The following is a 15,671-nucleotide window of genomic DNA, read 5'->3' as shown; positions in this document are numbered from 1 at the left end:
AAGAGGCATGCGCGGGCGAGTGGCTGCAAAAGCCGTGCAGGGCGCAAAAACGGGCTGGATGCGTTAGCGCTCAAGGCTCCACCCACAGATGATCGCAGGTGATGAAAAGCATCTGCAGGATGTCTTGTTCTTCAAATTCGGGCTTTCCCACGGGCTTCCAGAGGCCGACGAGGTGTGCGGTGCCGCTTGGCATGGTGGGTCCTGTGCTGAGATGGACGACCTGGTAATCTGTGAGAGGCAGCTCCAGTTTATGGTCTTGGGAGTCGATGATCTGCTCGCGATGCTCTTTGGGCTCGGCGGTGTGAAATTCTAACGAGAGGGTGGATTCGATCGCACGATTGTCGGCCCGTCGTTTGGGCTCGATTGAGAGGGTGAGACCGACCTGCCTGATATCCTGGTCAAACTCCGTCACACCTTTGTCATTCACTTTCACAGTGCTCAGGGAGGTGTGCTCACGCGCCTGGGTGGTAGTGGCCTGGGTGCCGAACCGGGTCTCGATGCGCGCTGTGTCGAGCGCCTGCACGGTGCCGGACTGCACCGCAGCCAGCAGGGCATCCAGCTCAGCACGCTGATCGCATTTGACTGCGGCCTGGGCGGTGAGCTGGCGCAGCAGCGGGCCCGGGCCCTGAAAGATCTGGGCGGTGTAGGCCACGGTGCTGGGACTGCGGCTGTCATCGAGGCCTGTCACATAGGCTTCCACGAGGTCGAGGTTTTCCTGAGTGCTGTGCACGATCAAAAGAGCGTGTGCGGGATCGAAAATGGCTGTGGCTCCTCTTGGAAAGCGAATTCCGGCAGCTTCGAGCACAGACTGTGCGGTGGGCTTTTTCTTGCCTTCTACGTTGGCGGAGGAGAGGAAATCAGGCGGGGCTTTGTAGCTCTGTGTGTGCCAGGATTTGGGATCGAGTGGTCTGGTGGGCGCTGCAATGCGCGGGTTGCTTTTGCGCGGCTTTACCTGCGTGACCACATCGCACTTCAGAAATGTGGCCCACAGCATGCCCTCGGCATCGCGTCCGGTGGGAGGGTGCAGGCTCAGCAGCCGGGTGCCGCCCGCAGTCATCACGAGTTTGGTGGTGGTTTGCGTGGCATGAAAATCCGGCACGGGGAGGTCAAAACGCAGCCCGGAGGCGGGATCGCGAAAGGTCTCGCGGCGCATGGCTGGCGGGGCGGGATGAAGCATGCAGGAAAGGATGACATCGAGTGTGCGGCCATCTCCCCGCAGCTCGGGCTCAATCTCAAAAACGGAGCCGACATCGCGATAGGCGATGCCGGGAATGGAGCGGCCTTTGGCATCCAGGCCAAACTCCTGCACGAAAAGGAGTTCGCTGCTGCTGCTGTGTTTGGCACGGACTGCGGATGGAGTCTCGATGAAAGCGGAATTGATGAATCTCCCTTCGCCGCGTGCCACAGCGGCCTCCACCTGGGCCCACATCCCAGCATGGTCGCTGGCTGCTGCAGAGGCGTGGGCGAGATGGCGCAAGAAGGCTGCAGGAGCCTGCACTGTGTGGAGTGTGCAGGCGATGGATTTGGGGGCCGCTTCCAGCGCTTCATCTACGAGCATGACAATACGTTCGATGTTGTCTGGAGTATTAATGAGATGCAGCACGCCGTCTTGCTGCGCCGCGCTGGCACCCTGGATGGCGGGGATTCCTTTTGCCTCCAGCCACTTTTGCAGCGGCTCAGCGGGCTCTCCCCATTCATTCACGAAGACTCCATCTGGCACACGGAGGGAGGCGGCCTGCAGACCTTTTGGGGTGTTTTTGGGGATTGGTGGCGACTGCAGCGGAGCCGCCGGCACGGGCTCCTGCGCATGAATCGTGGTGGTGAGAAAGACGGCCCACAGCAGATCTTGCGGGGCCTCTGCCTGCCCACATGGAGCAGTGACGCCGATCAACTTGGTGCTGCCATTGGCGCTGGAGATTGTCGTGGTAAACTCCGCCTGGGAAAAGCTGGTCGTGGAATATTCGGCGGCATTGCCGGTGCCAGGATCGGTGATGCTGACTGGCCTCAGCTGCGGCGGTGCCAGAGTCAGCTGGAGTCTCAGGGTGGAATCGAGGGCGGTTTTAAGCGCGGTGTCGCCAGAGTGAATGAGGGGTTCTATTTCAAGCTGCATTCCGAGCGGACGCATCTCCCGTTTCAATGTGGCGTGGCTCCTGGCATCAAAGCTCAGTCCCAGGGTGTGGATGCGCTCTTGTGCGGACGTGGATGTGGCACGTGTGCCGGACTGGATCTGCATCCAGTCATCGCTGATCACACGTGCTTTGGAGCCGGGCTGCTGCGCCTGTGCCAGCAGCGAGCCGAGCTCTGCGCCAGAATCTGCTTTGTGTGCGGCGGTTTCATTGATCCGTCGGATGATTTCTCCCGGGCCCTCGATGACCGTGAGCGAGTATACGACGTCGCGGGGGAAGTTTTCTCCTGCGGAATCCGCCAGCACCTGGATGAGGTGGAGCATCTCGGGCGTGTTGTGCACACGCAGAGTTCTGGTGCAGCTGTCATAGAATGCTGTGGCACCTGGCGGAAAGCTGATGCCCATTTGAGATAAAACATTCTGGGAAGTCAGGAGGGGCGGCGGTTTGAGCGGCAGCCCGGGTTGGCTGGCAGGGATGAAGGGATCCTTTGCAGCCGCAGAAGATGGATCTGATCCATCGGCAAGGGGATCGGCAGCTGGCTGACTCGCCGCCAGACTGCGGCTCATGGCGCGGAGGTCGAAATCGAGTTTGAACTCGCGCGTCGTCATTGCCACGGGCTCGGCGCAAAAGACGGAGGCGAATGCGAGTGGCGTGAAGAGACTGCACACACGGAACATTTCACGAGACTACGGGGGGCGGCGATGCGATGTCGAGCCTGGAATGCTGCACTGGGTGGGGGTGCCGAGAATCTGCCAGCTGCTGCATGCCGTGAATGGAATGAATCAAACGCGTTGCAGCCTGCGTTGATGAAAGCCAGCCTCTTATATCCACTTCATGACCACGCTCCGACTTCTCGCCGCTTTCCTCGCCCTCGTCTCCTCCGCTGCTGCGGCGCATCCGTTTCTCTGCTGCGACTATGGCGGCGGCAAGGTGTGTGTGGTTTCCGCTGAAGGAAAAATCGAGTGGCAGTGGGACTGCAAAGCCCCGCAGGACTGCTGGAAGCTGCCGAATGGAAATTACCTCTTCTGCTTTGTCAGCGGCGCGCTGGAGGTGACGCCTGACAAGAAGGTCGTCTGGGAGTACAAGGCTCCCACGGATGTGAAGGTGGAGGTGCATGCCTGCCAGCCGCTGCCGGATGGCAAGGTGATGTTGGTGGAATGCGGAACCAGCCGCATCATCGAGGTGGATCGCGCAGGCAAGGTCGCCAAGGAGATCAAGCTGAGCACCGCGCCGGAGATCAAGCTGCACAACCAGTTCCGTGGCACGCGCAAGCTGGCCAACGGCCACTACCTCGTGACCTTCAAAGGCGAGGGCAAAATCGTCGAGCTGGATGGCGAGGGCAAAGTGCTGCGCCAGATCAAGGTGCCCGGAGATCCGCATGAGGTCGTGCCGCTGCCGGAGGGTCACCTGCTCATCACCTGCGGCGACGGCCACCAGGTGCGCGAGATTGATGCCAAAGAGAACATCGTGTGGGAGCTCGGAGAAAACGACATCCCCGGCTACACCCTGCGCCTCATGGCTGGCTGCCAGCGCCTGCCGAATGGCAACACTGTCTTCTGCGTCTATCTCGGCCACGGCCACATCGGCGAGCAGGCCCAGGTCATCGAAGTCACGCGAGACAAGAAGATCGTCTGGAGCGTGGCTGACCACACGCAGTTCAAGACCATCAATCAGATCATGCTGCTGGACGTGCCCGGAGATGTGGCGAAGGGCGAGATTCTGCGCTGAGGTGCAGGCGCGTGCGCGAAGCGTCTTGGAGTGCGGTGCAAGCCTAGGCGCAGCACCGCTTTCGAGGCGGTGAAGAATGCGCACAGTTCGACAAACGTTTGTCCGGCTGACGAAAGCGGTGTCGTCGATGCACGCTTGCGCCTTGCATCTCTGCCACCGCACTCCACGACGCTGTCGCGAATTTCGTCAGCCTGTGACCTGCCTCAATAACTCCGCGCAAACACCACGCGGCGGGTGCTGGGCTTGCCGGTGAGGAAGCATTTTCCTTCTTCGGCAAACTGATCGCCGTGCGGGATGCAGCGGATGGTGACCTTCATGTCCTTGCTGAGAGTCTCTTCTTCCTCGCTGCTGCCAGCCCAGTGCATGAGTGCAAAGCCGCCTTCGGAGCCTTCGGCAAAGAAGGCTTTGAACTCCTCCAGCGTCTCCAGCTTCTTCATGTTGGCATCCCGCAGCGCGGTGGCGCGTGCGAGCAGGGCGTCCTGGATCTCCTGCAGGCGCTCGGTCACGGACTGGATGAGGTCTTCCTTGGGCACAAATTCCTTGGCCTTCGGTCCCTGGTCGCGGCGGCACACGGCCACGCTGCGGCTGGTGATGTCGCGCGGTCCCATTTCCAGGCGCATCGGCACGCCCTTCTTGATCCATTCCCAGTTCTTCGCGCCGCCCTGCAGGTCGCGTTTGTCCACGTGCACGCGCAGCGGCTCGCCGGCAAAGGTCTGTGTGCGCAGCGTCTGCGCCAGCGCCTCGCAGGCGTCGATGACTTCCTGACGCGTGTCGGGCTTCGGAGTCACAGGCAGGATGACGATCTGCGTGGGGGCCACACGTGGTGGGATGATCACGCCGTCGTCGTCGCCATGCGCCATGATCAGCGTGCCGATCATGCGGGTGCTCACGCCCCAGCTCGTGGTGTAGGCAAGCTGGCGGGTGTTGTCGCGGCCGAGGAACTGGATGTTCGCGGCCTTGGAGAAATTCTGCCCCAGGTAGTGGGAGGTGCCGGCCTGGATGGCCTTCTTGTCCTGCACCATGGCTTCGACGGTGAAGGTCTGCACCGCACCGGGGAAGCGCTCGCGCTCCGTCTTTTCGCCAGGGATCACCGGGATGGCCAGATGATCGCGCAGGAATTCCTCATACACCTTGTGCATGGTGCGGGTTTCCACGATGGCCTCTTCTTCCGTCTCATGCGCGGTGTGGCCTTCCTGCCAGAGGAATTCGGCGGTGCGCAGGAACAGGCGCGGGCGCATCTCCCAGCGCATGACGTTGCACCACTGGTTGATCAGCAGCGGCAGGTCGCGGTAGCTTTCCACCCAGCGGGCGAAAGCAGCACCGATAATTGTCTCGGAAGTCGGGCGAATCACGAAGGGCTCGGCCAGTTCGCCGGTGGGGATCATCTTGGTGGTGCCGTCCGGCTGCTTCTGCGCCTCCAGGCGATGATGCGTGACGACAGCGCACTCCGTGGCGAAGCCTTCCGCATGCTGCGCTTCTTTTTCCAGGTAGCTCAGGGGGATGAGGAGGGGGAAGTAGGCGTTCACATGGCCGGTGGCCTTGAACTTGGCATCGAGCTGGCGCTGAATGCTTTCCCACAGGCCGTAGCCCCAGGGCTTGATGACCATGCAGCCGCGCACCTCGGAGTTCTCCGCCATGTCGGCGGCACGAACGACCTGCTGGTACCATTCGGGAAAGTCTTGGGCACGTGTGGGGGTGATGGCGGTGGCGTTGCTCATGGGAATTGGGGTGCGCAGGATAGAAGCATTCGGCGGGCGGTCAATGGTCTGCTAGCCTTACGTCGAGGACCTTCAGGTGCCGGTCGGCAAAGTCCTCCCAGAAGGCAATCGCATAGCCTGCATGGACGTGCACGTCGAGCCTGCGCCCTGCGGCATCATGTTCTGAATAGTCGGCATAGTTCGCCGGGTAGCTGGTGATTTCCAGGAAGCGTTTGATCAAGCGCTTCCGATCCGCAGCCTTGAGGGAGTCGAGAAACACGATAACCTCATGCGCCACCAGCAGCCGATATTCGATCATGAGTCAGCCGCGTATCGCGCGGCCATCTCCTCCACTGTCACCCAATGCCCAGGCGTGGTGTCATCAATCCTGCGGGCCATCTCTTCAGCAAAGCCCGGCTCGCCCGGCTCCCTAAGCGTGGTCAGAAAGGCCGCCAGACGGCGACGATCCTGAGAGCCCAGCTTGCGGGCTTCTTGCATCAGCGTTTCCAGGCTCATGCTGGAAAGTCTATTCCTCCAAGGGGCGAAGGCAATGGGAACTTTGGTAGGGTGTTCAGTGAAAAAATCATGATTGCCCTGCAAGACTCGGCCCGCATAGACTGACTATCTCGTTTCTCTTATGCGCTCCCTGCTCTCCCTTGCCCTCCTCGTCGCTGCTGGCTCTGCTGCTCTGGCGGCCGATACCCACAAGCTGACACGTGTTTATGAAAAGCTCAAAACGGAGCGCCCCATCGCGGTGGTGGTGCCTGAAGACGGCAGCGGCCGTGAGTTTCTGGCGCTGCAGCGCGGGCAGATTTTGATCCTGCCGAAGGACGAGGCCGGCAGCGAGGCCAAGACCTTCCTCGATCTCTCCCCGCGTGGGATGGAGGCCAAGGACGGCCTGTTTGAAGAAGGGCTCAACGGCCTGGCCTTCCATCCGAAGTTCAAGGACAACGGTCTCTTCTACCTCTGCTACACACTGCAGAAACCCAAGCGCCTCGTCATCACCGAGATGAAGGCCAATGGCGACAAGGCCGATGAAAGCACCGAGCGCTCCCTGCTGGAGATCCCGCTGGTGAACTGGAACCACCACGGCGGCAACATCGTCTTCGGCCCGGATGGCTTCCTCTACATCGGCGTGGGCGACAACTCCAAGCGCAACGGCGAGCTCAAGATGTCTCAGCTCAATGCCACGCTCTACGGCAAGATCCTGCGCATCGACGTGGACAGCCGCGACTACTCCAAGGCCTACGGCATTCCTGCCGACAACCCCTACGCCAGCGGCGTGAATGCCCTGCCGCAGATCTATGCCAATGGCATCCGCAATCCCTGGGGCCTGAGCTTTGATGCAAAGGGCCACCTCTGGTGCGCCGACGTGGGCCAGGACATCTATGAGGAGATCAACTGGATCACCAACGGCGGCAACTACGGCTGGAACTTCCGTGAAGGCCCCGCCGCCTTCCCGCTGATGACCGACACCCCGCCCGCCGACGCCAAGTTCATCGAGCCCATCCACTCCTACACCCACGCCGACGGACTCAGCATCACCGGCGGCATTGTCTATACCGGCAAGTCACTGCCAGAGCTCCAGGGCAAATACGTGTATGGCGACTTCGTGCTCGGAAAGGTCTGGGCGCTCAAGACCGACGACAGCGGCAAGGAGCAGAGCAATGAGCTGCTCTACACCAGTCCGCAGACCCCTGCCGCTGATCCCAAGAAGAAGCCCACCATCCTGGTCAAGCCGACCGCCTTCTGCGCCAATGCCGCCGGAGAAATGCTCGTGCTCGACTGGAACGGAGGGATCTACAAGCTGGGCAAGTAACATCCGCTCCTTCACGCTTTCCGGCGTAGAGCGAATTTCCCCATTCGTTTTACCGCCGGGCTGCAGCGCAGGCTCTCAGGAGCGAGCTGGGGAATCGGCTCTGCGTAGCGGAGCCGCGCTCGTCTTGGCCGAATGATCGTGCAGCGGGCGGCCGTCCATGAGGTTGGCCACGTTGTTGGCCACCATCATCAGGACCACCAGCCCCAGCATGCCCCAGTGCACCACCATCATCAGCAGCTCCATGCAGCACAGCCGGGCCTGGCGTGAGGGCCTGCTGATGAGCTGCCAGCTCAGAAAGGCCAGCAGCGCACACTGGGCCAGCAGCAGGGGGTAAAAGGCCAGCAGCACCGTCTGCTGCAGCCACACGGGATACCCGCCGGCGTACGTCCAGAACCGGGGCTCCTCCCGCAGCCAGACAAAGAGCAGCAGCACCCCGGCCAGCAAAAAAGCCGCCACGTGTTGCAGCGGCCTTAGCGGGGCAAAGGGCCGGGGTCCGTCAGAAATCATCCTGCAAATGAAGCACTGGACCGTGACTTGGAAACTGTCTGCTGAAAAAGATGTACCCCGCTGCCATCGCGCTGGCTGCGCAATGTGTGCTTGAAATCCGGACCCGCAGACGGCATCTGGGCGCAATTTTCACACACCTGCCGCAAGGGAAGGCGCGAAAGGCTTTGAGCCTATGCAGCGTATTTCAGGGCAGTATCCCCAACTATGCTGCCTAAAACCACCCTTTCGCTGACATGCGCGGCCCTCGCCGCCGTGTCTCTTCGTGCCCAGGATTCTGGCGAGAAGATCACGTATCAGGACCACATCCGCCCGCTGCTGGAGAACAAATGCTTCTCCTGCCATAACCCTGATAAGAAGAAGGGCGATCTGGACCTGACGAGCTTTGCCGCGCTGATGGCCGGCGGCGGTGGCGGCTCCGTGGTGGATGCCGGAAACTCCGACAGCAGCCGTCTCTGGACCACCTGCGCCAAGAAAGAAGAGCCCTTCATGCCGCCGGAAGGCGCGCCGCTGGGCCAGAAGGATCTCGACCTCCTCGCCGCATGGATCAAAGGCGGCATCCTGGATACGAAGTCGAGCATCGCCAAAAAATCCAGCAAGCCCAAGGTGGACATGGCTGTGGCCGTCACCGGCGGCAAGCCCGAAGGCCCCATCGCCAAGCCGGAGCACGTGCTGCTGGAGCCCGTCATCGTCACGCAGCACACCACGGCCATCACCGCCATGGCCGCCAGCCCATGGACATCCCTGATGGCATTGGCTGCGCCCAAGCAGATCCTGCTTTACGACACCGATACCAAGCAGCTCGTGGGCATCTTCCCCTACACGGAAGGCTACGCGCACAGCCTGCGCTTCAGCCGCAATGGCTCCCTGCTCGTGATGGGTGGCGGCCGTGCCGGCAAAAACGGCCACGCCATTGTGTGGGACGTGAAGACCGGCAAGCGCATCACCGAAGTGGGCAAGGAGTTTGATCAGGTGATGTCTGCGGACATCAGCCCGGACCACAAGCTGATCGTCATCGGCAGCCCGTCCAAGAAGGTGAAGGCCTACGACACCGCCACCGGCGAAGAGGAGTACGTCATCAACAAGCACACCGAGTGGGTCATGAGCACCGCCTTCAGCCCTGATGGCGTGCTGCTGGCCACCAGTGACCGCAATGGCAACGTGAACGTGTGGGAGGCGGCCAATGGCGGCGAATTCTACATCCTGGGCCAGCACAAGGCCTCCTGCGTGGACGTGGCCTGGCGCGCGGATTCCAACATCCTCGCCTCATGCGCCACCGACGGCACCATCATCACCTGGGAGATGAGCGAGGGCAAGCAGGTGAAAAACTGGACCGCGCACAACGGCGGCGTGCAGTCCGTGTCCTTCACTCCGGACGGCAAGCTCGTCTCTTCTGGCAACGACGGCCTCGTGCGCGTCTGGGACATCAATGGCAACAAGCTGGCCGAAGCCCCGAACCAGGGCGACCTCGTGACCAAGGTGGTGGCGCTCTTTGACTCCAAGTCCGCCATCTCTGCCAACTGGCGCGGTGAGATCAAGCTCTGGAACCTCGGCACCCCTGCGCTCACGGAGGCCGGGCAGCTTAGCAGCAATCCCTCGCTGATCGCGCAGCGCATCGTGCAGACGGAGCAGCGACTGGCTGAGCTGACCGCCAAGCTCCCCTCTCTGAAAACCGCCGCACAGGCCGCCGAGGCCGATGCCAAGGCACGCGAAGAAGCCCTGGCCAAGGTGAAGGCTGAAGTGGCCGCCACCGAAGCCCGCAGCAAGAACCTGCCTGGAGAAATCGCCGCCGATGAAAAGGCGCTGGCCGACCTCAAGGCCGCACGCACCAAGGCAGATGCTGACAAGGCTGCACGCACCGCCGCCATCAAGGCGCATGCGGAAAAGTCCGCCAAGATCGCCGCTCAGGAGAAGGAACTGGCGCCTGTGGCTGCCGAGGCCGCCAAGCTGCCTGCCGCTGACAAGGCCGTGGCAGACACCACCGCCGCACTCGAAGCCGCTCAGAAGGAACTGGCCGCCAAGGCCGGAGACGCCGCCCTCACCGCCAAGGTGAAGGACGCTGAAGGCAAGCTCGCCGCCGCCAAGGCCGAGCAGCAGAAGATTGCCCCCGCCAAGGCCAAGGCCGACCAGCTCGCCGCCGCACTGGCCAAGGCCAAGTCCGAGCTGGGAGCCGCCCCCGCAGCTCCGGCAGATCTGGACAAAATCATCACTGAAACCGACGCCAAGATCAAAGCCACTGCCGATGGAATCGCCGCCAAGAAGGCCGAACTGCCCAAGCTGCCCGCGCTGGTGAAAGCAGGTCCTGATCGCCTCAAAAACGCCGAGTCCAACGCCGTCACCGGCCGCAACAACCTCGCCGCTGCGCAGTTTGCGGTGAAGTCCGCCAGCGACGAGATCGGCGTGCTGCAAAAAGTGCCCACCGCGCTGAAGGCCGCCCAGTTCAACACTGGCGTGCTGGCCGAGAAGGAAAAGCTGGCCAAGCTGGAGGCGGATTTCAACGACTTCACCGAAGCCAAGAAGGACGCCGAAGCCGCCAAGACGTCTGCTGCCGCACGTATCGAGGCTTCCAAGAAAGCCATCGCCGAATCCACCGCCGCACAGCCTGGACTCGAAGCCGCGCTGAAGAAGGCGCAGGGAGAGCAGGCTGGTCTGGAAACCGCCATCAAGCCCACGCGCGATGCCGATGCCGCCGCTGCTGCCAAGGTAAACGAGCAGAAGACCATCATCGCCACCAAGGAGGCCGAGATCGCCGCCGCCACGAAGGCCAAGGACGAAGGCATCGCCGCTGCCAAGAAAGCTGCCGAAGACATCAGCAAGCTCATCGAGAGCAAGAAGAAGAGCCTCGCCGAAGTGGCTGGCAAGCTGGACGCCCCTGAGAAGGCCGTGAAGGCCAAGCAGGATGCTATCGCTCCCAAGGAAGCCGCCGTGGCCGCCGCCAAAAAAGCGCATGCAGACGCCACTGCCGATCTGGCAGCCAAGGCCAAGGCAGACAAGGACGCCGAAGCCGCCCTGGCCGCTGCCAACGCCGCCGAAGATGCGGCTGAAAAAGCCCTCAAGGACACGCGCACCAAGCAGAAGACCGCGGCAGACGCCCTGGCCGCTGCCAAGAAAGAGCTGGCCGCCAAGTCTGGAGACGCCGCTCTCACCGCCAAGGTGGCCGAGGCCGAAAAAGCCGCCGCCGATGTGGCTGCCGCCATCAAGGCTGCTGAAGGAGAGCTGAATGCCAAGCGCACGGCCAAAACCCAGGCCAACTCCGCCAAGAACACCGCTCATGCCGCCAACAATCCGCAGGGCGTGAACAAAGCGCAGAACGCCGTGAAAGCCGCCGAGCAGCAGCTGGAGCAGGCGAAGGGCGAGCTGGCGAATGCTGACAAAAAAGCCGCCCCGCTGCGCGCCCAGCGCGACGCCATTCAGAAGGAGATCGAGGCCCAGGGCAAGGCCCTCGCTGAAAAGCAGGCCGCCCCAGCCGCGCTGGAAAAAGCCCTCGCCGAAAAGGTGGCGCCGCTGAATGCCGCCATTGCCGCCGCCAAGACCGCGCTGCCTCCGCTGGAGCAGGCCTACGCCGCCGCCCATGGCAAGCTGGACGCCGAGCAGAAGGTGCTCGACGCCAAAAAGGCTGAGGTCGCCAAAGCCAGCGCCGACTTTGAAGGCGCCAAGAAGAAGAAAACCGACGCCGAGGCCTCCATCGCCGCCGCCACCAAGGAGATCCCCGAGAAGGAAAAAATTATCGCCGAAGCCACCGCTGAGCTGGCCAAGCTGCAGCCGCAGCTGGAGCCCATGCGCACCAAGGTGAAGCAGATGAACGACCAGTATCTCACCATGCTGCCGAAGTAATCCGTCTGGCAATCGTGTTGCAGTATTCTGACTAAAAACAACTCGACTCCCGTGCCGTGCTCCAGTAAAAAGTGCGCCACGAATGAGCGAATATCTGATCACCCGCGAAGGCAAGGAAGTCGGCACCTACACTCTGCCCCAGATTCAGGATGGACTGAGATCCGGCCACCTGCAGCCCACGGACTGGGGCTGGCAGGAAGGGATGGAAGACTGGAAAGTGCTGGCTGACATCGCCGGTCCTGCACTGCCCCCGCCTGGAGGGCTGCCCAAGCCTGCCAACGCCATTTCATCTCCGCTCAGCGCGCCGATCAAACGAATGGATGTTCGTGCGCCGGATGGGGTCAATCCTTATGCCGCACCGGTGGCCAACATCGACATTACGGGTACCGGTGGTTCCGTGCCCCCGCTGGTGGTGCTGGAGCTGAAGGGCACACGTTTCTGGGTGCGGCTCATCTCCATTTTCATGTGGCTGGGCGTGCTGGCCATGGTGGGCGTGTGTGTGATCAATATTTTGTTCAGCGGAGCCATCGCCCAGGCATCTGGTGCCACGTCTCTGGGCAGCGCCTATGTGATGGGCACCACGGTGGGCTATGGCCTCATGACGCTGCTGTTTCTCTACCCCACGCTGCGGCTGACCAAGTATGCCTCCCGCATCACCTCGCTGGTCAGGACACGCTCCTACCTTGACCTGACCCAGGCTCTGTCTGAGCAGCGCCGCTTCTGGAAGTTTTACGGAGTCATCGCCCTGATCTACATCAGCTGTGTGGTTCTGGCCGTCGTGGTCGCGCTGGTGTTCATGCCCAAGAACTTCAAGCTCCCCACCCCCGGCGGTGGCTCCGCTCCCTCCGCTCAGCAGAGCATGGATCTTCCTGCACGTTGAGTCTTCGCAGGTCAGGCACGGCATAGGAGGCCCCTTGAGCACGGGCGCCGCCCCGCATGCTCGACACACATGCGCTAAAACACGTCACTGTCTGGGCATGCTCGCTGCTCATTGCCCGGCAGCTATGATGTCCTATTTGGTCACGCGTGAAGGTCAGGAACTCGGCACCTTCAAAACCTCCAAGATCGAGAAAGGCCTGAAGACCGGCTTTTTTCGCGTGTCGGATCTGGCCTGGCATGAAGCCTCCGGCTGGCAGGGGCTGTTTGAAATCGTTGGTTCTGACAAAGCTGCAGCGTCTGCCTCCGGTGCATCTCTTCTGAAGTCAGCGGCGCTGGATCTTCCGCTTTCCGCCAGGCACCGCGCTGCCTCCTGCGGTGTGGTGGCTCCCGCCGTGCTGGCAGCGCTTTCCGCCACGCGCCCTTGGGTGCGGTTTATTGCCGCCATGATGGGGATCGGTTGCGGCCTGGTCCTCGCCGCCTGGTTTGCCCTTGTTGCAGAAGGGGCGCATGCTACGGGAAACCGCCTTGCCCTAGGGGCTCTCTCAGCCCTTTTGTCCCTCTATCCGGCGCTGAAGCTGACGCAGTATGCCATGCATATTGAGCGGCTGGTTAAATCGCAGTCCCATGCCGATCTGGCGGCAGCGCTCACGGAGCAGCGGCTCTTTTGGAAGTTTCACGGCATCCTGCTGGTCGTCTTCATGGTGCTGCTTTTTCTGCTCATCGTTGCAGGCTCGGGTTTCATCGGGCAGGGACTTTTCTAAACCCCGGCGACTGCGCTTTCACCCGCACCGGCACTTGAATTGCGCGTGGAAGGGCGGCATGTGGAGGACTGAGCCTGACCATGAAGCCCTACTACATCACCACCGCCATCGACTACACCAACGCGCCGCCGCACATCGGCCACGCTTATGAGAAGGTGCTGGCGGACGTCATGGCCCGCTTTCAGCGGCTCAATGGACGTGAGGTGTACTTTCTCACTGGCGTGGACCAGCACGGGCAGAAGGTGCAGAAGAGCGCCGAAAAGGCTGGGCTGACACCGCAGGCGTTTGTGGATGGCGTGACGCAGCACTTCACCGCACTGTGGGAAAAGCTCAACGTCCGCTACGACGGCTGGGCCGCCACCACCGACATCAAGCACAAGCGCGTGGTGCAGGCCATGCTGCAAAAGCTGCACGACGCCGGCCAGCTCTACAAAAAGAGCTACTCCGGCCACTACAGCGTACGCCAGGAGCAATTCCTCACCGACAAGGAGCGCGGCCCTGATGGCAACTTCGGCGAGGAATGGGGTGAAGTGGAATGGCGTGAGGAAGATGCCTGGTACTTCAAGCTCAGCGAACACACCGAGTGGCTGAAAAACTTCATCCGTGGCAATCCCGAATTCATCTACCCGCCGCACCGCGCCAATGATGTGCTCAACGCTCTGGAGGGCTCCGGCGGCATTGACCTTTGCATCTCGCGCCCCAAGGACCGCCTCAGCTGGGGCATTCCTCTTCCCTTTGATGAAGATTCAGTAAACTTCGTCTGGTTCGACGCGCTCTCCAACTACATCAGCTTCGCCGGTTATCTGGCCGATGAAGTGGGCAACGAAGGCATGCCCGATTTTAAGAAGCTCTGGCCTGCGGATGCCGAGATCATCGGCAAGGACATCCTCATGCCCGCGCATGCCGTCTATTGGCCCATCATGCTGCACGCACTCGGCTTCACCGACGCGGAAATGCCCAAGCTCGTGGTGCACGGCTGGTGGAATGTGAAGGGTGCCAAGATGAGCAAGAGCCTGGGCAATGTGATCGACCCCAACGTGCTCTCCGGCACCTTCACGCCCGATGGTCTGCGCTACTACCTCATGCGCGACATCGCCACCGGCTACGACGCCGACTTCAGCGAGGAGCGCATCATCATGTCCTACAACAAGGAGCTGGCCGGCGGCCTGGGCAATCTGCTCAACCGCTCCATCAACATGGCGCAGAAGTACCGCAACGGCCTGCTCACGCCCGGTGATTACGATGACGAGATCAACCAGGCGCTGCGCCAGACCGTGGCCGAGGCCACGCCGCTGTACCTGGAAAAGATGAACGGCTGGGACATCCACGAAGGCATCGCCGCCGCGTGGAAGATCGTCACGCATGCGAATGCGTTTGTGGACAGCACCAAGCCTTTCACTCTCGCCAAAGACCCCGCGCAGGCCGCCCGCCTGGACAGCGTGCTCTACCACCTGGCCGAGGCGCTCACGCATGTCAGCGTGTTGCTAAGCCCCATCATGCCCACTGCCATGGCCACCGCCCGCGCGCAGATCGGCTGGCAGATGCCCGAGGGCTTCCTGGTCAGCGACCTCAAATGGGGCCTGCTGCCCAGCGGCCACCAGCTCGGTGCGCCCGTGCCGCTCTTTCCGCGTCTGGAGATCGCGGAGGAGAAGTGATGCTGTACACCTGGGCTGCTATCAGCGGATGAAGTAGCTCAGGTTCTCCAGCTCCACGGCCAGATCCACGCTGTTGACCACCACGTTTTCCGGTACGTCGAGCACGGTGGGGGAGAAGTTCAGGATGGCTTGGATGCCATGCTGCACCAGGTCATTGACCACCGACTGCGCGCCGCTGGCGGGCACAGAGAGAATGGCCATCTTGACATGCTGACGGCGGATGAACTCAGCCATGTCTGCCATGTCCAGCACCGGCACATTGACTCCGGGCACCTTGCGTGGCGCGAGGTCAAAGGCGGCGGCGATTTCAAAGCCCTCCTTGCGGAAGCCGCCGTAGCGCAGCAGAGCGGAGCCCAGATTCCCCACGCCCACGAGGATCACGGGCTGCAGTTTGTTCTGCCCCAGCACATCGCCGATGGTGCCGCTGAGGGCGTCCACATTGTAGCCCAGGCCGCGTGTGCCCAGCTGGCCAAAGTAAGCCAGGTCTTTGCGCAGCTGCGTGGACTTCACGCCGGCGGCCTTGGCCAGCGCGGCAGAGGACACCGTGTCCACCTGATTCTCACGCAGACGCTGCAGGCAGCGCTGGTAGATCGACAGGCGGTAGATCGACTTGCGGGGGATGTCTACTTTGGCGGGCATTTTGGGGGAACAATGTGAAAATTCACCCA

General features: G+C 61.9%; 12 protein-coding genes. 6 read left to right on the top strand and 6 right to left on the bottom strand.

Features of this window, described 5'->3' with window-relative positions:
• Positions 1-70: 70 nt before the first annotated feature.
• Positions 71-2,803: a hypothetical protein gene (locus HNQ65_RS12580; RefSeq protein WP_184339900.1), complete on the bottom strand. Its 2,733-nt coding sequence runs from the start codon at positions 2,801-2,803 to the stop codon at positions 71-73.
• A 157-nt stretch (positions 2,804-2,960) separates the two neighbouring features.
• Here HNQ65_RS12580 and HNQ65_RS12575 point away from each other — a divergent pair, with 157 nt between their 5' ends.
• Positions 2,961-3,854, top strand: coding sequence for a beta-propeller domain-containing protein (locus HNQ65_RS12575; protein WP_184339899.1), 894 nt, complete (start codon positions 2,961-2,963; stop codon positions 3,852-3,854).
• A gap of 203 nt (positions 3,855-4,057) precedes the next feature.
• Here HNQ65_RS12575 and proS read toward each other — a convergent pair whose 3' ends face one another.
• The 3 genes from proS to HNQ65_RS12560 are packed head-to-tail and all read right to left on the bottom strand — an operon-like array spanning position 4,058 to position 6,067.
• Positions 4,058-5,572 carry a proline--tRNA ligase gene (gene proS, locus HNQ65_RS12570; RefSeq protein WP_184339898.1) on the bottom strand — a complete coding sequence of 505 codons (1,515 nt, stop codon included), beginning with the start codon at positions 5,570-5,572 and terminating at the stop codon, positions 4,058-4,060.
• Positions 5,573-5,612: 40 nt separating this feature from the next.
• Positions 5,613-5,870, bottom strand: a complete 258-nt coding sequence (locus HNQ65_RS12565; protein ID WP_184339897.1) for a hypothetical protein — start codon at positions 5,868-5,870, stop codon at positions 5,613-5,615.
• Positions 5,867-6,067, bottom strand: a complete 201-nt coding sequence (locus tag HNQ65_RS12560; RefSeq protein WP_184339896.1) for a hypothetical protein — start codon at positions 6,065-6,067, stop codon at positions 5,867-5,869. Before HNQ65_RS12560 ends, HNQ65_RS12565 begins: the two co-directional genes overlap by 4 nt.
• A 121-nt stretch (positions 6,068-6,188) precedes the next feature.
• On the opposite strand from HNQ65_RS12560, the gene HNQ65_RS12555 reads away from it, so the two are divergent.
• Entirely contained in the window at positions 6,189-7,370 is a 1,182-nt protein-coding gene (locus HNQ65_RS12555) for a PQQ-dependent sugar dehydrogenase (protein ID WP_184339895.1), read from the top strand.
• Between the two features lie 75 nt (positions 7,371-7,445).
• Here HNQ65_RS12555 and HNQ65_RS12550 read toward each other — a convergent pair whose 3' ends face one another.
• Positions 7,446-7,877, bottom strand: a complete 432-nt coding sequence (locus tag HNQ65_RS12550; RefSeq protein ID WP_184339894.1) for a hypothetical protein — start codon at positions 7,875-7,877, stop codon at positions 7,446-7,448.
• A gap of 204 nt (positions 7,878-8,081) precedes the next feature.
• On the opposite strand from HNQ65_RS12550, the gene HNQ65_RS12545 reads away from it, so the two are divergent.
• The 4 genes from HNQ65_RS12545 to metG all read left to right on the top strand — a co-directional run bounded on the left by HNQ65_RS12545 (position 8,082) and on the right by metG (position 15,003).
• On the top strand, positions 8,082-11,708 hold the full coding sequence (locus HNQ65_RS12545; RefSeq protein ID WP_184339893.1) for a c-type cytochrome domain-containing protein: 3,627 nt from the start codon (positions 8,082-8,084) through the stop codon (positions 11,706-11,708).
• An 82-nt stretch (positions 11,709-11,790) separates the two neighbouring features.
• Positions 11,791-12,588 carry a DUF4339 domain-containing protein gene (locus HNQ65_RS12540; protein ID WP_184339892.1) on the top strand — a complete coding sequence of 266 codons (798 nt, stop codon included), beginning with the start codon at positions 11,791-11,793 and terminating at the stop codon, positions 12,586-12,588.
• 124 nt (positions 12,589-12,712) lie between these two features.
• Positions 12,713-13,348, top strand: a complete 636-nt coding sequence (locus tag HNQ65_RS12535; protein WP_184339891.1) for a DUF5362 family protein — start codon at positions 12,713-12,715, stop codon at positions 13,346-13,348.
• 80 nt (positions 13,349-13,428) lie between these two features.
• A complete protein-coding gene (gene metG, locus HNQ65_RS12530) occupies positions 13,429-15,003 on the top strand; it encodes a methionine--tRNA ligase (protein ID WP_184339890.1) in 1,575 nt (524 codons plus the stop codon).
• A gap of 21 nt (positions 15,004-15,024) precedes the next feature.
• Here metG and HNQ65_RS12525 read toward each other — a convergent pair whose 3' ends face one another.
• Positions 15,025-15,642 carry a redox-sensing transcriptional repressor Rex gene (locus tag HNQ65_RS12525; protein WP_184339889.1) on the bottom strand — a complete coding sequence of 206 codons (618 nt, stop codon included), beginning with the start codon at positions 15,640-15,642 and terminating at the stop codon, positions 15,025-15,027.
• Positions 15,643-15,671: the final 29 nt, after the last annotated feature.

It is taken from the genome of Prosthecobacter vanneervenii, from assembly GCF_014203095.1.
Lineage (GTDB): Bacteria > Verrucomicrobiota > Verrucomicrobiia > Verrucomicrobiales > Verrucomicrobiaceae > Prosthecobacter > Prosthecobacter vanneervenii.
Note: the sequence above shows the minus strand (reverse complement) of the source record. Positions and strands in the feature narration are given on the sequence as shown.